Source organism: Amycolatopsis vancoresmycina (assembly GCF_000716785.1).
Taxonomy (GTDB): domain Bacteria; phylum Actinomycetota; class Actinomycetes; order Mycobacteriales; family Pseudonocardiaceae; genus Amycolatopsis; species Amycolatopsis vancoresmycina.
Genome location: NZ_JNYY01000025.1, coordinates 110,901 through 128,537 on the forward strand (window position 1 = coordinate 110,901; position 17,637 = coordinate 128,537).

Consider the following 17,637-nt stretch of genomic DNA (forward strand, 5'->3'; position numbering starts at 1 on the left):
ACGGCAGACCGCTCGGGTCCGGGGTCAGCTCTTGGCCGCGACGCCCTGGCGCGCGCGCAGGTCGAGCTCGATCTGCTCCAGCGTGCGCCCCTTGGTCTCCGGGACCAGCCACTTGGTGAGCGCGAACAGCACCACGTTCACCCCGGCGAACAGGAACATCGAACCGCCGATGCCGAGGGACTTCGGGTCGGAGATGATCGGGAACACCGCGCTCACGATGCCCGTCGCCGCCCAGAGCACCACGCTGCTGACGCCCATCCCGGTCGCCCGGTACTTCAGCGGGAACACCTCGGACATCATCACCCAGACCACCGCGCCCCAGCCGAGCTCGTAGCCCACCAGGTACAGCACCATCATGACCAGCATCAGGATGCCGCGCGTGCCGGTGTCGTGGACGTTGAGCACCACGAGCCCGGCCGCCACCAGCGTGATCACCATGATGACGTTGCCGATGAGCAGCAGCGGCTTGCGGCCCCAGCGGTCCACCACGAACACGACCCACGCGGTGAACAGGAACTTCGTGACCCCCAGCAGCACGCCCGACAGCAGCGCGGCCTGCGTGGCGAAGCCGAGGCCGATCAGCATCGTCGGGAAGTACGCGTTGATCGCGTTGACGCCGCTGAACTGCTGGCCGATCGCGAGCAGCAGCGCCACGACGAGCATCGGCCGCACGAACCCGGAGAACAGGTCGCGGATCCGCGGCTTCTCCTCGGTGTCCAGCCGGATCACCTCGTGGATCGTGGCGATCTCCTCGTCGAGGTTCACGGTGTTGCCGTGCGCGCTGGCCAGCACCCGCCGGGCCTCGTCCTCCTGGCCGTTCTTGACCAGCCACCGCGGCGTCTCCGGCAGGAACACCAGCCCGACGAGCAGGATCACCGCGGGCACGACCGCGCCGGCGAACATCCACCGCCAGGCCGAGATCGGCCCGAGCCAGTAGCTCACCAGGAACGCGATCAGGATGCCCAGCACGATGAAGATCTGGTTCAGCGCACCCATCGCGCCCCGCAACCGGGCCGGCGCCAGCTCGGACAGGTAGGTCGGGACGGTCGACGACGAAAGCCCGATGCCCAGGCCGATCACCAGGCGCGAGAGCACCAGGAGCAGGAACGTCGGCGAGAAGCTCGCCGCCAGCGTGCCGACGATGACGATGGCCGCGGCGACCATGATCGTGCGGCGGCGGCCGAGGGCTTCGTTGGTACGGCTGGAGAACAGCGCGCCGACGATCGCGCCGACCGACAGACTGGCGGTGATCACGCCCTTGTCCCAGCTGGTCAGCGCCCAGAGTTTCCCGATGAACGGGAGCACCCCGGAGATCACGCCGAGGTCGTAGCCGAAGAGGATGCCGCCGAGCGCGCCGAAGAAGTACAACGTGGTCCGGCTGATGTGCCGCGCCGGTGCCGTCTGCGTCCTTGCCGGATCGGTCTTTGCCGGATCGGTCATTGCCGGGTCGCCTCTTTCGTAGGTCCAGTCCAGCCAGCGGCCACCACATTCACACGCCGGAAATACCCGGGCAAGACAGTCGTTGATAACGATTCAGAAACCTGATTGCCGTTCACGTATGTGATTCCGGCAAACCCGACGCAACGTCGTGGCCGAATCATGGTCAATTCCACTGTGGACAGTGCAGAGTGCCGAAATCGTCGAAACTTTACAACGCTCCGAACGCTGGTTTACCTTCCCTCTGGAAGCGCTCCCAGAATGTGGAGGCAGAAGTGCACAACGCCGTGCCAGCTACTCGTTCCCGGTCCGGGTCCCGGTCAGCGAGACGACTCTTCGTCTCCGCCCTCGCCGTGCTGCTGCCGGCCGCCTTCGCGGTCACGGTCGGCGCGCCGGCCTCCCCCGCGGCCCCGGCCGCGGCCGCCACCACGTGGCGCAACGCGGAGATCGCCGGCGGCGGGTTCGTCCCCGGGATCGTCTTCAACCAGACCGAACCCGGCCTGGTCTACGCCCGCACCGACATCGGCGGCGCGTACCGGTGGAACACCGCCACCGGGCGCTGGCTCCCGCTGCTGGACTCGGTCGGCTGGACCGACTGGGGCCACAACGGTGTCGTCAGCCTGGCCACCGACCCGGTCGACCCGAACCGGGTCTACGTCGCCGCCGGGATGTACACCAACAGCTGGGACCCGAACCCCGGCGCGATCCTGCGGTCGGCCGACCGCGGCGCGACCTGGCAGGCGGCCGCGCTGCCGTTCAAGCTCGGCGGCAACATGCCCGGCCGGGGCATGGGCGAGCGCCTCGCGATCGACCCGAACCGCAACAGCGTCCTCTACCTCGGCGCCCCCAGCGGCAACGGCCTCTGGCGCAGCACCGACTCCGGCGTCACGTGGACGAAGGTGACCGCCTTCCCCAACCCCGGCAACTACGTCCCCGATCCGAACGACACGACGGGGTACTCCAGCGACAACGAGGGCGTCACCTGGGTGACGTTCGACCCCTCGACGGGCACCCGCGGCAGCACCACGCAGACGATCTACGTCGGCGTAGCGGACAAGCAGAACACCGTCTACCGCAGCACCGACGGCGGCACGACGTGGGCGCGGCTGGCCGGCCAGCCCACCGGGTACCTGGCGCACAAGGGCGTCGTCGACAGCACCGGCGGCTTCCTCTACCTGGCGACCAGCGACACCGGCGGCCCGTACGACGGCGCGAAGGGCGACGTCTGGAAGTACGCGATCAAGACCGGCACCTGGACGCGGATCAGCCCGATCCCCTCCGACAGCTCCGACGACTACTTCGGCTACAGCGGCCTGACGATCGACCGGCAGCACCCGAACACGCTGATGGTCGCCACCCAGGTGTCGTGGTGGCCGGACGTGATCTTCTTCCGCAGCACCGACGGCGGCGCCACCTGGACCCGGATCTGGGACTTCTCCGGCTATCCCGACCGGTCGCTGCGCTACACGCAGGACATCTCTTCGGTGCCGTGGCTGACCTTCGGCGCCCAGCCCGCTCCCCCGGTGCCGTCGCCGAAGCTGGGCTGGATGACCGAGTCGGTGGAGATCGACCCGTTCGACTCGAACCACTTGCTCTACGGCACGGGCGCGACGATCTACGGCACGTCCGACCTGACGAAGTGGGACAGCGGCGGGAAGATCACGATCAAACCGGTCGTCGGCGGGCTCGAGGAGACCGCGGTGCTCGACCTGATCAGCCCGCCGTCGGGCGCTCCCCTGCTGTCCGGCCTCGGCGACATCGGCGGGTTCCGGCACGACAGCCTCGACGCGGTCCCGGCCACGATGTACACCCAGCCGGTCTTCACCACGACGACGAGCCTGGACTACGCCGAGCTGTCGCCGGCCACGATCGTCCGCGTGGGCACGCTGGACCGGTCCGCCCGGCCGAACGACAACCGGATCGCCTTCTCCACCGACGGCGGCAAGAACTGGTTCCAGGGCGCCGAACCGGGCGGCAACGCCAGCGGCGGGACGGTGGCCGCGGCCGCCGACGGCAGCCGGTTCGTCTGGAGCCCGGACGGCGCGAACGTCAGCTACTCCGTCGGCTTCGGCTCGTCCTGGACGGCGTCCACCGGCATCCCGGCCGGCGCGGTGGTCGAGTCCGACCGCGTGGACCCGAAACGGTTCTACGGGTTCGCCGCCGGGAAGTTCTACCTCAGCACCGACGGCGGGGCGTCCTTCACCGCGACCGCGGCCACCGGGCTGCCGTCGGCTTCCGCGCACTTCAAGGCGCTGCCGGGGGTGGCCGGGGACATCTGGCTGGCCGGCGGCTCCGGCACGGCGTACGGCCTCTGGCACTCCACTGATTCCGGCGCTTCGTTCACGAAACTGGCGAACGTCGCCGAAGCCGACAACGTCGGGTTCGGCAAGGCGGCCACCGGGCGGACGTATCCGGCGTTATACACCATCGCGAAGATCGGCGGGGTGCGCGGGATCTTCCGGTCGGACGACGCCGGGGGCTCGTGGACGCGGATCAACGACGACCAGCACCAGTACGGCAACATCGGGGCGGCGCTGACCGGGGATCCACGGGTGTACGGCCGGGTCTACGTGGGCACGAACGGCCGGGGCGTGATCGTGGGCGAGTCCGGCGGCAGCCAGCCGCCCCCGACGACGACCACCCCCACCACGCCGACGACCCCCACCACGCCCACGACGCCGACGACCACCACGGTGCCGTCGGGGTCCTGCACGGCGGCCTACACGGTCACCAACCAGTGGCAGGGCGGGTTCCAGGCTTCGGTGAAGGTGGGCAACACCGGCACGACCGCGGTGACCGGCTGGACGGTGACGTGGACGTTCGCCGACGGCCAGCGGGTGAACCAGGCGTGGAACGCCCAGGTCACCCAGGCCGGGGCGGCGGTGACGGCCCTGGACGCCGGCTGGAACCGGACCATCCCGGCCGGCGGGAGCGCCGAGTTCGGCTTCACCGGGAGTTCGGGGATGGTGAACTCCCGGCCGGGCGCGATCTCCCTCAACGGGCGGGCCTGCACAACCCCGTGAGCCGGTCTGCCGCGGCTTGTCGTGAGTGGTAAGGCGGGTTCTAACCCGCCTTACCACTCACGACCGGCCGTGGCACAACGCGCGGGCGAAGGGGGTTTCAACCCACCCCCAGGCGGTTGAAACCCCCTCCCCGCGCCCCCAGTCCGGGAGCCGGCGCCCCAGCAGCCGCAGCCTGCTCGGGCGATGTCCCGGTAACCACCACTCTCCCTGGTGGCGCGGGTGGCCGCCATTCCTGCCCAAAGGGGACTTTTTCGCCCGGACACACCCTTGCTGACCTGCGAGAACACCATCCGGGGGTACCGAAAATACCCATCCGGGGCGGCAAAACTTACCCGGCGGGCAGCGGAGGCGCTCAGGCGCTCTCCAGCACGACCTTCCCGATGTGGACCCCGGACTCCAGGTGCTTGACGGCGTCGGCGATCTCGTCGAAGCCGAACCGGCGGTCGATCACCGGCCGCAGGCCGGTCCGTTCGACGGCCCGGTTCATCGCCTGGAACGTCTCACGCGAGGCGTTGGTGAGCCCGCGCAGCGTCAGCTGCTTGACGAGCACCAGGATCGGGTCGGCGCCGCCTTCGTGGGTCAGCACGCCGGCCACGGTGACGTGCCCGCCGTACCGGGCGGCGAGCATGGACTGGCCGATCGTGCCGCCGCCGCCCACGTCGACGACGTGGTCGACGCCGCCGCCGGTCAGCTCCGCCACGGCCGCCCCCCACTCCGGGGTGGTCGCGTGGTTGAGCGTCTCGGCGGCCCCCAGCTCGCGCAGCCGCGCCAGCTTCGCGTCCGAACTCGACGTCGCGACGACGTGCGCGCCGCCGAGAGCGGCGAACTGCAGCGCGAACGTCGACAGGCCGCCGCTGCCCAGGGTGAGCACGGTCTGGCCGGGCGTCAGGCGGCCCTCTTCGACGACCGCCCGCCACGCCGTCACACCGGCGCTGGGCAGCGTGGCGGCCTCGGAGTGGTCGAGGTGGGCGGGCACGGCGACCAGGGCGTGCTCGGCGAAGACAGCGTACTCCGCGAGCACGCCGTCGAGCGTGCCGCCCAGGTCGTCCGCGGTCTTCTCCGGCGTGCCCGGGCCGGCCAGCCAGTCCGGGAAGTACGTCGCCGCGACCCGGTCGCCAGCGGTCCAGGCGCGCACCCCGTCGCCGACCGCGACGACCTCGCCCGCACCGTCGGACAGCGGGATCACGTCCGGCTTCACCGGCTTCGGGTAGAAGCCCTTGAGGATCATCAGGTCGCGGGCGTTGAGCGCCCACCCGCGCAGCCGGACCAGGACCTGGCCGGGGCCGGGTTCGGGCACGTCGCGCTCGCCCATGACGAGCTCGGCGCCGGGACGGGGCAGGGAAAAGAACTTCACAGCGGCTCCTGGGGTGCGGGAACTCCTCGACGAGCCCAGTGTGTCGAAGTCGCGAGCTCCCCGTCGACGATCGCCAGGAGTTCCGGGGTCAGTTCGCCGAGCGACGCGGCGAAGTGCCGGACGCCGCAGGAAGCCATGAAGTCCCGTTGCCGCGCGTGGGCGGGGCTCGACGGGAAGCCGACGAACCCGGCGCCGTGCGCGCGGGCGTCCTCGGCGACCCGGCTGACGTCGTCGACGAACACGATCTCGTCGAAGCCGACGCCGAACACCGTCCGGGCGATGTGGTCGACGCCCGGCCGGTGCTCGTTGATGCTCACGTACGGCACCTCGGGATCGAGCAGGTCCACGAAGTCGCCGAGGTAGTGGTCGAACGTGTGCTCGCGGGTCCGCCCGCCGTAGCAGACCAGCCGCACCGGGAGTTTCGCCAGCGCCGCCAGGCAGTCCCGCGCGCCCTCGGCGACGCGGATGGGGTGCTCGGCCAGGTACTCCTGCCGCGCCGCCCACAGCTGCTTCAGCGTCTCCTCGGCCGGCTGGTCGAGGCCGCACAGCGCGGTGACCTTCTCCGCCACGACGATGTCGCGCAGCCCGATCACGTCCCGCTCGGCCGCGGCGTCGTACACCCCGCCGTAGCCGGTGACGAACCGGGCGATCATGGCCAGGTAGGTGTCGTCGATGAGCACGCCGTCGCAGTCGAGCGCGACCACGCGCAGCTTCTCGAACCGGGTCACCGCTGCGCGAACACTTCCCGCGCGGCCGCGATGGCGTTGAGCGCGGCCGGGAAGCCGCAGTAGAACGCCAGGTGCAGCACGGTTTCCACGACCTCCTGCTCGGTGCCGCCGACGTTGAGCAGGCCGTGGATGTGCACCTTCAGCTGCGGCAGCGCGGTGCCCAGCGCGACGCAGGCGGCGATCGTGACGATCTCGCGGTGGCGCAGGCTCAGGTGCGGCCGCGTGTAGACCTCGCCGAAGGTGAACTCGATGATGTAGGTGGCCAGGTCCGGGGCGATGTCCGCCAGCGCCGCGGCGACCTTCTCCCCCGCTTCGCCGTCGACGGCCTGCATCGCGGCCAGGCCGCGCTCGTAGCGGTCTTCGATGCCGGCCCACGGCACGTCCGACGGCTCGGCCGGCTCCGGCTCGTCCTCCGGCAGGCCCTCGAAGGCGGCCTTGAGCGCCGTCAGCGCGTTCAGGGTGGCCGGGAAGCCGGCGAACGAGCTGACGTGGATGACGGCCTCGACCAGCTGGCGGCGGGTGCAGCCGACGTTGAGCGCGGCCTTGGCATGGAACTGCAGCTGCGAGCCCGCGTAGCCGAGCGCGGTGAGCGCGGCGACCGTCGCCAGCTGCCGCTCGGGCAGCGGCAGGCCGGGCCGGTGGTAGACGTCGCCGTAGATGAACCCGACGCACTGCTCGCCGAACTCGGCCTCCCCGATGCTCGCGAACAGGTCCAGCACGGCGGGCCGTTCCACGCCGCCGAGCTGCTGGATGAGTTTCAGGCCCTGGGTGAAGGACGCGGAGCGGTCCTGCTCCTGAACGTCGGACATCGTGCGGTGGTTTCCCTTCGGTGTGGGGGATGCGGCTCAGCCGAGGTAGGCCACGGTGGCCTGGTCGGCCTTGCGCCGTTCGAGGGTGTCGATGCGGCCCTGGGCGATCATCGAGTACTCGATGCCCGCGGTGGCCACGGTGCGCCCCTGCTGGCGCACCGCCGTGGTGGCGCGGAACTTCAGGTTGGTGTCCCGGCCGAGGTCGGACTCGACGATCACCGACTCGACCGTGGCCGGCAGCGGGAACAGGAAGTCCTCGAAGGACAGGTCGATCCGCTGCCACACCCCGGCGTAGGCGGCCGGGACCAGTCCGGGGCGGACGGCGGTTTCGAACTGGGCGATGCAGATCTGGCGCATCGCCTCGACGATGACGATGCCCTGCACGTGCTCGCCGGTGTGGTGGTCGAGGACCAGTTCGTTGTCGCGGTGGATCCGCAGCTCGGCCCGGCAGTGTTCGGGCACCGGGCTGTGCACGCCGGCCAGCAGGACGTTTTCCGGCCGGTCCTTGTGGACGACCTCCGGCGGTTCGGGCGGCCGCCGGAACGCCTGCGGGTCGGCCAGGTACACGGCGCCTTCGGTCTTGTCGCAGGCGGCCGCCAGCAGGTCGCCGTCGGTGCCGTCGATGCCCTGGCCGAGGTGGACGGCCCAGTGGCAGCCCGACGCCTGCAGCGCCCCGGAGCCGAGCAGGCCGAGCAGGCCCGACAGGGTGAGCACGCGGTCCCCGCGGGCGAACCGCGCGAAGCGGTCGGCGACGACCACCACGTCCCGCCGGGTGTGGCCGGGTGGAGCCGGGATCTCCGTTCGCGAGTTCTGCGGGCACGAGACATCGTCGGGTGCCACGTGGGCAGCCTCCGTCCGGGTCGGGTCGGGCGATTTTCGTCGGGGCGAAGCCCGGTAAGGCGCGGCTTCTTTTCGGGGGAGGCCCCCGGCCTGGGGCGAAGCCCCGGATCTCACAGTCACGGCCGCGCCGAAGCGTGGGCGTCCAGGAGCGCCTCGGCGAGGGTGCGGGCGGTCGTGGCCGAGCGCCAGCGGGGTGCGGACAGTTCGGTGGCCATGAGCTTCAGCATGGCGCGGACCATGTCGGGCTGTTTGCCCACCCCCGCGTCCAGCAGCGGTTCCACCTGCGCGGCGGCGGCGTCGAGGTCGTCGAGCCGCAGGTGCGCGCGGCCCATGTCGATCCGGATCATCGGGTCCATGGCGTCCCAGCGGTTTTCCAGGGACAGCTTCTCGAAGGACTCGCGGGCGGTGGTGAACTCGCGCAGCGCGGCCGAGGCCTGCCCGACCGAAAGCAGCGAGTTGCCCGCCATGTAGTGCCGCCGGTCCTTGGTGATGTTGAAGAACCGGTCGTCGCCGCCGGCGCCGAGGTCCGGGTCCTCGATGGACGTCCAGCGCGCGATCGCGTCCAGCACCTGCTGTTCGGCCTGCACCGACGACCAGCCGCGCGCTTCGGCGAGGATCAGCGGCGCGTCCGTCAGGCCGCCCGCCTGGTAGTTGAGCCCGTCGGCGGCGAGCTTCGCGGACTCGATGCCGTTGCCCGCCCAGAACGCGACGCGCGCCTGGGAGGTGCGGACCCAGCGCCGGGCGAGGAAGTCGTCGGCGTACTGGGTGTAGAGCCAGGCCGCGGAGTTGAGGTCGCGCGAGAGCCGGTAGCGGCCGAGGTCGCCCGCGATCCACGCCATCATCGCGCTCGACTTGGCCCCGATGAGCAGGAGCTCCTGGGTCTGCTTGGGCCGCTGGCGGCCCTTCAGCAGCGCCGACGTCCGTTCCTCGATCACGGCGAGCTGGCCGAGGATCGAGTCGGGCGCGGTCCGGGTGTAGGCGCCGCCGAGGAAGTCCAGATCGGACCACAGGTCGTCGATCTGGACGTCGTCCACGTTGGTCTTCGTGAGCAGGATCGCGTCATCGAGGGCGCCTGCCCCGATTTCCTCGTCGGGCCGGGCTTCGACGCGCGCGAGGGTGCGCGCGGGTGGCGGCTCGGCCGCCACGGCGGGCGCGGGCTCCGCCGCGGCGTGGTACTCGGCGAGGTCCTTGGCCGGCAGCTGCTCGAGGTCCCGCAGCCCCAGCAGGCACTGCCAGCCGGTGCCGTAGACCTGCGCCAGCACGCGCAGCGCGGCGACGGTGGGCCGGACACCGCGGTCGGGCCACTGCTCGTACTCCCAGATCCGCGTGCCGCGCATCCCCGCGCGGGGGTCGCCGGTGACGGCGTTGTACTGGTGCGCGGCGACGTCCAGCGACAGCTCGGACGCCAGCCGCCACGCGGTGCGCGGCGGGATCCGGCACTCGACGATCAGGTTGTGCGCCACCCGGGCCGGGATCGCCTCCTCGGGGAAGCCCAAGGCGGCCAGCCGTTCGCGCAGTTGTGCACGGTACGGCTTACTCCCTGGTTTGGCCTGTCGACTCATCGTTCATCCAACGATTTCCGGAGTACGGGTGCACTCCGACGACAGTACCGCAGCGTGACGGCGGGAGCCCAGGACGTCACCGGGGCGGGCACCGTGCGGTTCCCGAGAGAGCGAGTAGGCAACAAGAGTGAACCTGAGAGCGCTCCCAACACGGCGGGGCGCACTCTCCCGGAAGTGATCATGGGCGGGTTTTCCGGAAACCACTCGAACGGCGGTGTCCGGCGCCGCGGGCCAGTGGCGCAGCGCAACCGCCGACATGGCCGACACCACAACGGATTCGGCCGTTCAGGAAGGTTCAGTGGACAGTGCGCCCGGCCCGGTTCCGGAAAACGGACCACCGGATGGCGCCGCGTCCGGGTCGCGCTTTACAAGAGCGTCACACCGGGGTTACCTTCACCGCGGCTGGAAGCGCTCCCATGCCAGGTCGCCTCGCCAGAACGCGGCCACCACCCAGGGGCGCCGTGGTGCAGGCCACGGCGCCCCTGTCCGCGTCCCGGGGAGGACCCGATGCACAGGTTCGCCGGCGCCCTCGCTGCGCTCTGCCTCGCCGCGGCGGGCACCACCGCGGTCATCGTGGCCGGGCCGGCCGCCGCCGCGCCGGCGTGCTCGGTCGCCTACCGCGTCAACCAGTGGCAGACCGGCTACACCGCCGACATCGTGGTGACCAACGGCGCCACCGCGCTCTCCTCCTGGACGCTCACCTGGCACTACGCCGGGAACCAGTCCGTGACGTCGGCCTGGAACGCCACCGTCCGGCAGTCCGGCACCGCGGTCACCGCCGAAAGCCTGCCGTACAACAGCTCGCTGCCCGCCGGCGGCTCGGTCTCCTTCGGCCTCCAGGGCACCTACAGCGGGACGAACGCCACGCCGGCGGACTTCGCCCTCAACGGCGTCTCGTGCGGCGACCCCGCTCCGCCGTCGACCACGACACCGACCCCCACCACGACGCCGACCACCCCGACCACGACCACGTCCGGGCCGCCGCCCGCGGGCTGCTCGGCCGCGGCGATCTGCGACGACTTCGAGCAGCAGACCGGCGGCACCCCGGGCGGCCGCTGGACCGTCGGCGCGGCCAACTGCACCGGCACCGGCACGGTCGCCGTCGACAGCACGGTCGCGCACTCGGGCAGCCGGTCGGTCAAGGTCACCGGCCAGGGCGGCTACTGCAACCACGCGTTCCTCGGCACCAGCCTGTCCGGGCTCGGCTCGGGCCCGCTGTTCGGCCGGTTCTGGGTCCGCCACACCACGCCGCTGCCCACCGGCCACGTGGCGTTCATGGCCCTGCGCGACACCGCCGACGGCGGCCGGGACCTGCGCGCCGGCGGGCAGAACCAGGCCCTGCAGTGGAACCGCGAGTCCGACGACGCGACGCTGCCGGCGCAGAGCCCGGCCGGGGTGGCCCAGAGCGTCCCGCTGGCCACCGGCACCTGGTCCTGCTTCGAGTTCGAGGTCGACGGGAGCGCGGGGCAACTGCGGACGTGGCTGAACTCGGCCGCGGTGCCCGGGCTGGTCGTCGACAGCGTCCCGACCGCGGACATCGACCAGCAGTGGCTCGCCCGGTCCTGGCACCCGGCCCTGACGGACCTGCGCCTCGGCTGGGAGAGCTACGCCGGCGACGCCGACACGCTCTGGTTCGACGACGTCGCCGTCGGCACCTCCCGGATCGGCTGCTGACCCCCGCCACGCTGGTCGTGAGTGGTAAGGCGGGTTAGAACCCGCCTTACCACTCACGACAGCCGCGGTAGGGCGCTACAGCTGGCCGCGGGCGATCCGGTCGATCTCGGCCAGCTCGTCGTCGGTGAACTCCAGGTTGGCGGTGGCCGCGACGGTGTTCTCGAGCTGCGCCACGCTGCTGGCCCCGATCAGCGCGGAGGTGACGCGACCGCGGCGCAGCACCCAGGCGATGGCCAGCTGCGCCAGCGTCTGGCCGCGCCGCTTCGCGACGTCGTTCAGCGCGCGGATGGTGCCCAGGGTGTCCTCGGTGAGGCGGTCGCGGGTCAGGAACGGGCTGGCGCCGGCCGCCCGCGAGTCGGCGGGGACGCCGTCGAGGTAGCGGTCGGTCAGCAGGCCCTGGCTCAGCGGCGAGTACGCGATCGACCCGACGCCGTGCTCGTCCAGGGTGTCGAGGAGGCCGTCCTCGACCCACCGGTTGAGGATCGAGTAGGACGGCTGGTGGATCAGCAGCGGCGTGCCGAGGTCCCTCAACGCGGCCAGCGCGGCCGTCGTCTGCTCCGGCGAGTAGTTCGAGATGCCCGCGTACCGCGCCTTGCCCGAGCGGACGGCGGTGTCGAGCGCCCCCATCGTCTCCTCGATCGGCGTCTCGGGGTCCGGGCGGTGCGAGTAGAAGACGTCGAAGTGGTCCAGGCCGGTCCGGGCGAGGCTCTGGTCCAGGCTGGCCAGCAGGTTCTTGCGCGAGCCCCACTCGCCGTACGGACCGTCCCACATCAGGTAGCCGGCCTTGGACGAGACGATGATCTCGTCGCGGTACGGGCGGAAGTCGGCGGCGAAGTGCCGCCCGAAGTTCGCCTCCGCGGCACCGGGCGGCGGGCCGTAGTTGTTGGCCAGGTCGAAGTGCGTCACCCCGAGGTCGAACGCGCGGCGCAGCACCGCGCGCTGGACGTCGAGGGGCTTGTCGTCCCCGAAGTTGTGCCACAGGCCGAGGGACACGGCGGGCAGCTTCAGCCCGCTGCGCCCGGCCCGCCGGTACGGCATGCCCGCGTACCGGTCTCCGGCCGCGACGAAAGGCGACATGGTTCTCCTTGCCGAGAAGGGGCGACTCGCGCAGTCTAACGGCGGGGCCGGAGCGCGCCCGCGAACGACGCCGCGGGCGCCAAGGCGGGCAGCAGCGTCGCCTGGTAGGCGTGGTAGACGTCCGGTTTGCCGTCCCACACCGTCGCGGCGGGACGGTTCTCCGGGTCGAGTTCGTGGTGCCACGAACCGAGTTCGCCGTCGACGAAGCAGGTTTCGGCGTGCTCGCACCATTGCGCGAACCGGGCGAGGTACGCCGGGTCGCCGGTTTCCTGGTGCAGGGTCCACGCGGCGGCGATCGCCTCGGCCACCACCCAGTGCAGCCGGGTGCGGACGACCGGCTTCCCGGCGAAGTCCGTGGTGTAGACGAAACCGGCCCGCCCGTCGGCGGCCCAGCCGTCCCGGACGGCGGTGCCGAACAGGGCGACCGCGTCGGGCAGCAGCCAGTCCGGGGCGCCGTCCCCGAGCGCGCGTCCGAGGTGGACGGCCAGCCGCGCCCATTCGAAGAGGTGCCCGATCGTCGCGCCGAACGGCCGGAACCGGTCGGCGGGGTCGTCGCGGTTGAAGTCCGGGCGCACGCGCCACCCGCCGTCGTAGTGCTCCGGGAGCAGCCAGCCGTGCGCGCGGGCTTCGCCGTGCACCAGCTGCTCCACAATGGACAGTGCGCGGGCCGTCCACACCGGGTCGCCGGTGACGTCGGCGGCGGCCAGGAACGCCTCGACGGTGTGCATGTTGGCGTTCGCGCCGCGGTAGTCCTCGAGCCGCGTCCAGCCGCGGTCCCAGACGTCGGCGACGCGGCCGGGACCCGGCTCCCAGAACCGGCGTTCGACGGCTTCGAGGGCCTCGGCCAGCAACGCTTCCCCGCCGTCGGCACCGGCGGCGGCCGCGCTCGCGGCGGCCAGCACCACGAAGGCGTGTTCGTAGGCCCGCTTCTCGGTGACGGCCGCCGAGGCGTACCAGCCGCCGTGCGCCGGGTCCCGCAGCAGTCCCGTCAGCGCCGCGACGCCGTGGGCGACCAGCTCGCCGGTGTCCGCGCCCTGCAGCGAGGCGAGCGCGAAGACGTGCGTCATCCGGCAGGTGATCCAGGTCTCGACCGGCCGGTCGAGCACCGGCCGCCCGGCGTCGTCGAGCCAGGCGAACCCGCCGCCGGGGTGCACCGCGCCGCGGGCGAACCCGAGGAGCCGGGCGGGTTCGGCCCGCACCCAGGCGGGAACCGAAGACGGACTGTCCACTCGCTGCCTTTCGCCACGGCCGGCCCGGTTCGCCCGCCCTGCGCCAAGGTAGGCCAACGGGCCCGCCGCGGTCACCGCGGGCTGTTCCGGAAGTGACCGCCACCGCGTATCCTGACCTTGAGAGCGCTCCCAGTCTTCGACGCACGCAACCCAATGAAGGGACTGACGTGACCAGGAGACGAAGTACCATCCTCGCCGCCGTCACCGTGCTGCTGGCGAGCCTGACCGCCATCCTGCTCAACACCGGCACGGCCGAGGCGCACGGCGCCATGATGAAACCGGGCAGCCGGACCTTCCTGTGCTGGCAGGACGGGCTCAGCTCGACCGGCGAGATCAAGCCCATCAACCCGGCCTGCGCGGCCGCGGTGGCCGTCAGCGGCGCCAACTCGCTGTACAACTGGTTCGCCGTGCTGCGGTCCGACGGCGCCGGGCGCACGCGCGGGTTCATCCCCGACGGGAAGCTGTGCTCGGGCGGCAACCCGAACTACGCCGGCTTCGACGGCGTCGGCTCGTGGCCGCTGACCCACCTCACCTCCGGTGCCCAGTTCGACTTCTCCTACAACGCGTGGGCCGCCCACCCGGGCTGGTTCTACACCTACGTGACGAAGGACGGCTGGAACCCGAACCAGCCGCTGACCTGGGACTCGCTCGAGGACCAGCCGTTCCTGACGGTCGACCACCCCCCGGTCACCGGCCAGGTCGGCACGGTGGACGGCCAGTACAAGTGGACCGGCGCGCTCCCGTCGAACAAGTCCGGACGGCACATCATCTACTCGGTGTGGAAGCGCTCGGACAGCAGCGAGACGTTCTACGGCTGCTCGGACGTCGTGTTCGACGGCGGGCACGGCGAGGTCACCGGCGTGAAGGACCAGGGCGGCGGCCCGACCACCACCCCGACGACACCGACCGGCCCCACCACCCCGACCACGCCCACCACACCGACGACCCCCACCACGCCCACCACGCCCACCACACCGACGACCCCGGCGGGCTCGTGCATGGCGATGTACGAGATCACCAACGCCTGGAGCGGCGGTTACCAGGCCACGGTGACCGTGATGAACCACGGCACCTCGGCGTACTCGCGCTGGCAGGTGGGCTGGACACTGCCCGCCGGCCAGACGGTCAACAGCGTGTGGAACGGCACGCTGAGCCAGTCCGGCTCGGCGGTGACGGTCCGCAACGCCGACTGGAACGGCGGGATCGCCGCCGACGGCCAGACCACCTTCGGGCTGGTGGTCACCACGACCGGCGGCGCCGCCGCGCCCTCGCCGACCTGCCAGGGCAGCTGATCGTCCGAAGTGGACACCGTGAAGGCCGCCCTGCCGCGCAGGGCGGCCTTCACGCGTTCGCGGGCCCGGTGCTGCCGCGGGTGATCAGCCGCGGCCGGGACGCGCACACGTCGCTCGCCCGTTCCCCGGCCAGCACGTCGTGCAGGACGGCGGCGGCGAGCGAGCCGAGTTCGGCCAGCGGGCGCCGGATCGCGGTCAGCGCCGGCCGCACCAGCCGGCAGAGCGGGGTGTCGTCCCACGAGACGACCGACAGGTCCCGGGGCACCGCGAGGCCGAGCTCGCGCGCGGCGGCGAGCGCGGCCACCGCGAGGTCGTCGGTGTCGCACAGCAGCGCCGTCGGCCGCGGGCGCGCGGCCAGCACCCGCCGGACCGCGTCGGCCGAGGGTTCCGGGTGCACGGTGCCCGGGTGCGGGAGGCCGGTCGCCGCCGTCGTGAAGGCCCGGTTCCGCGCCGCCGGGTCGGCGAACGCCGCCGCGCCCGCGATGCGGACGATCCGCCGGTGCCCCAGCGCGGCGAGGTACTCCAGCGCCTCCAGCGCGCCGGTGACGTCGTCCACCAGCACCGACGGGACGCCCGGTACCCCGCCCGGGCCGCCGAGCACCACCGCGGGCAGGCCGATCCGCACCAGTTCCGCCGCGCACCCCGGCTCGGTGAGCAGCACGCCGTCGACCTTCCGCTCGGCCCGCCAGCGGCGGTGGATCGCCAGCGCGGCGTCGCGGCCGGCGGCGACCTGCAGCAGCAGCTCGCCCTCGAACCCGTCGAGCAGGGCGGGCACGAACGCCTCGAGGGACCGGTCGAGGACCAGGCCGGTCGCGCCGGTGCGGCCGCCGGACAGGGCCCGTGCGGTGCTGCTGGGGGCCCAGCCGAGCTCCCGGGCGATCTCGGTGATCCGCTGCCGGGTGGCCTCGGAGACGCCCGGGCGGCCGTTGAGGGCGTAGGACACCGCGCCCTTGGAGACGCCGGCCTCCCGCGCGATGTCGGTGATCGTCGGACGCTTCATCGCACTCCTCCGTTGCACCACAAGAGCCCCGGCCCGCGGTCCGTGTCCGTCCGGGCACCCGCCGTCGCGAACCTTGACACCCGCCGCACCGGGAAACAAGACTCGGCCCGGGAGCGCTCCCAGCCAACGGAGGCCGGGAGCGGGCCGCGACCGGGGAGCACGCGCGCATGAGGCAGATCCGAAGACAGCTGGCGTTCGCCACCGCCGCCGTCCTGCTCGTCCTGACCGGCGGGTGCGGGCCCGGTACGCCGGAACGCATCACGCTCACCATCGCGACCTTCGGGGAGTTCGGCTACGACGACCTCATCCCCGGCTACGAGTTCACCCACCCCGGCCTGACCATCCGCCAGGTCCGGACCGAGCAGGGCGGGCCGTACCACCAGGACCTGCTGGACAAGCTGCAGAAGGGCGGGGAGCTCGCCGACGTCCAGGCGGTCGAGGAAGGCCACCTGGCCGACGTGCTCGCGCAGTCGGCGAAGTTCGCCGACCTGGCGAAGGTCGGGCCGCCCGACGTCAAACCCGGCCGGTGGCTGGAGTGGAAGTACGAGGCGGGCCGCAGCAAGGACGGCAAGCTCGTCGGCTACGGCACCGACATCGGCCCGCTGGCCATGTGCTACCGCAAGGACCTGCTCGAGGCGGCCGGGCTGCCCACCGACCCGGGCTCGGTGAAGACGATGTTCGCGACCTGGGACAGCTTCTTCAAGGCCGGCGAGAAGTACGTCAAACGCTCGCACGGCAAAGCCTGGTTCGACTCCGCGGCGCAGACGTTCAACGCCATGGTCAACCAGCTCCCGGTCGGCTACCTCGACCGCGAAGACCACTCCACGCTCGAAACGAACAAGGCGCTGAAGGACGCCTGGGACCAGGTCACCGCCGCGGTGAAGCAGGGGCAGTCGGCCGGGCTCACCGCGTTCGCCGAGGACGGCAACAACGGGCTGCGCACCGGCGCCTTCGCGACGAAGGTCTGTCCGTCGTGGATGCTCGGCGTCATCGAGCAGCAGGCCGGGGTCGGCAACGCGGGCAAGTGGGCGCTCACCGACGCCTTCCCGGACGGCGGCGGCAACTGGGGCGGGTCCTTCCTCACCGTGCCGGCCGCGAGCCCGCACCAGCGGGAGGCGGCCGCGCTCGCCGCCTGGCTGACCGCGCCGGAGCAGCAGCTGCACGCGTTCCGGGTGAGCGGCAACTTCCCCAGCCAGGTCGACGCCTTCACCTCCCCGGACCTGCTCAGCGAGATGAACGGCTACTTCGGCGGGGCGCTGAGCGGCCAGGTCTTCGTCGCGCAGGCCCGCAAGGTCGGGAAGCCGCAGTACAAGGGCCCGGGCGACGGCAAGATCCAGGAGACGGTGATCGCACCGTCGCTCAAGGCGGTCGAGCAGGGCGCCGACCCCGCCGCGGTCTGGCAGCAGGTGCTGATCGGCGTGCACCGGCTCGTGCCCTGAGCCGCGGAAACCCGCGGCCTCGGTGCGGAAGCGGGCGCCACGCTGGAAGAGCGCTTCGTCGCCGGCAGCCGCGCGCACGGGCGGCCGGTGGTTCGGGCGATCACATCGCCGGTGAGCAAGGGTTCGCACGCGTTCCACACCCGGATGGGGTTCGTCACCGAACCAGGGCCGAA

General features: G+C 72.0%; 13 protein-coding genes. 4 read left to right on the forward strand and 9 right to left on the reverse strand.

Going from position 1 to position 17,637, the window contains the following annotated elements:
* Positions 1 to 24: 24 nt before the first annotated feature.
* Entirely contained in the window at positions 25 to 1,440 is a 1,416-nt protein-coding gene (locus tag OO60_RS38805; protein WP_003084459.1) for a sugar porter family MFS transporter, read from the reverse strand.
* A gap of 350 nt (positions 1,441 to 1,790) precedes the next feature.
* On the opposite strand from OO60_RS38805, the gene OO60_RS38810 reads away from it, so the two are divergent.
* The gene (locus OO60_RS38810) at positions 1,791 to 4,460 is read left to right on the forward strand and encodes a cellulose binding domain-containing protein (protein WP_003084461.1); all 2,670 of its coding nucleotides are present in this window, start codon (positions 1,791 to 1,793) and stop codon (positions 4,458 to 4,460) included.
* A gap of 352 nt (positions 4,461 to 4,812) precedes the next feature.
* Here the strand turns inward: OO60_RS38810 and OO60_RS38815 are convergent, their stop codons facing one another.
* From OO60_RS38815 to OO60_RS38835, 5 genes are all read right to left on the reverse strand, one after another.
* A complete protein-coding gene (locus tag OO60_RS38815; protein ID WP_003084464.1) occupies positions 4,813 to 5,814 on the reverse strand; it encodes a zinc-dependent alcohol dehydrogenase family protein in 1,002 nt (333 codons plus the stop codon).
* A complete protein-coding gene (locus tag OO60_RS38820; protein WP_003084467.1) occupies positions 5,811 to 6,542 on the reverse strand; it encodes an HAD family hydrolase in 732 nt (243 codons plus the stop codon). The genes OO60_RS38815 and OO60_RS38820 overlap by 4 nt, the downstream gene beginning before the upstream one ends.
* On the reverse strand, positions 6,539 to 7,351 hold the full coding sequence (locus tag OO60_RS38825) for a carboxymuconolactone decarboxylase family protein (RefSeq protein ID WP_003084470.1): 813 nt from the start codon (positions 7,349 to 7,351) through the stop codon (positions 6,539 to 6,541). The genes OO60_RS38820 and OO60_RS38825 overlap by 4 nt, the downstream gene beginning before the upstream one ends.
* A gap of 36 nt (positions 7,352 to 7,387) precedes the next feature.
* The gene (locus OO60_RS38830; RefSeq protein ID WP_003084473.1) at positions 7,388 to 8,191 is read right to left on the reverse strand and encodes an AfsA-related hotdog domain-containing protein; all 804 of its coding nucleotides are present in this window, start codon (positions 8,189 to 8,191) and stop codon (positions 7,388 to 7,390) included.
* 116 nt (positions 8,192 to 8,307) lie between these two features.
* Complete coding sequence (locus tag OO60_RS38835) at positions 8,308 to 9,753, reverse strand: hypothetical protein (protein ID WP_244885647.1); 1,446 nt, start codon at positions 9,751 to 9,753, stop codon at positions 8,308 to 8,310.
* Positions 9,754 to 10,260: 507 nt separating this feature from the next.
* Between OO60_RS38835 and OO60_RS38840 the strand changes: the two genes are divergently transcribed.
* Positions 10,261 to 11,427, forward strand: a complete 1,167-nt coding sequence (locus OO60_RS38840; protein WP_033263240.1) for a cellulose-binding domain-containing protein — start codon at positions 10,261 to 10,263, stop codon at positions 11,425 to 11,427.
* Positions 11,428 to 11,502: 75 nt separating this feature from the next.
* Here the strand turns inward: OO60_RS38840 and mgrA are convergent, their stop codons facing one another.
* Both mgrA and OO60_RS38850 read right to left on the reverse strand, forming a co-directional pair.
* Positions 11,503 to 12,504 (reverse strand): L-glyceraldehyde 3-phosphate reductase, encoded by a 1,002-nt coding sequence (gene mgrA / locus OO60_RS38845; RefSeq protein ID WP_033263241.1) that lies wholly within the window; start codon positions 12,502 to 12,504, stop codon positions 11,503 to 11,505.
* A gap of 35 nt (positions 12,505 to 12,539) precedes the next feature.
* Positions 12,540 to 13,733 (reverse strand): AGE family epimerase/isomerase, encoded by a 1,194-nt coding sequence (locus tag OO60_RS38850; protein WP_004561890.1) that lies wholly within the window; start codon positions 13,731 to 13,733, stop codon positions 12,540 to 12,542.
* A 167-nt stretch (positions 13,734 to 13,900) separates the two neighbouring features.
* Between OO60_RS38850 and OO60_RS38855 the strand changes: the two genes are divergently transcribed.
* Positions 13,901 to 15,025: a lytic polysaccharide monooxygenase gene (locus OO60_RS38855; RefSeq protein WP_033263242.1), complete on the forward strand. Its 1,125-nt coding sequence runs from the start codon at positions 13,901 to 13,903 to the stop codon at positions 15,023 to 15,025.
* 49 nt (positions 15,026 to 15,074) lie between these two features.
* Here OO60_RS38855 and OO60_RS38860 read toward each other — a convergent pair whose 3' ends face one another.
* The gene (locus tag OO60_RS38860) at positions 15,075 to 16,025 is read right to left on the reverse strand and encodes a LacI family DNA-binding transcriptional regulator (protein WP_033263243.1); all 951 of its coding nucleotides are present in this window, start codon (positions 16,023 to 16,025) and stop codon (positions 15,075 to 15,077) included.
* A 167-nt stretch (positions 16,026 to 16,192) separates the two neighbouring features.
* Between OO60_RS38860 and OO60_RS38865 the strand changes: the two genes are divergently transcribed.
* Positions 16,193 to 17,464, forward strand: coding sequence for an ABC transporter substrate-binding protein (locus OO60_RS38865; protein ID WP_033263244.1), 1,272 nt, complete (start codon positions 16,193 to 16,195; stop codon positions 17,462 to 17,464).
* The last annotated feature ends 173 nt before the right edge of the window (positions 17,465 to 17,637 follow it).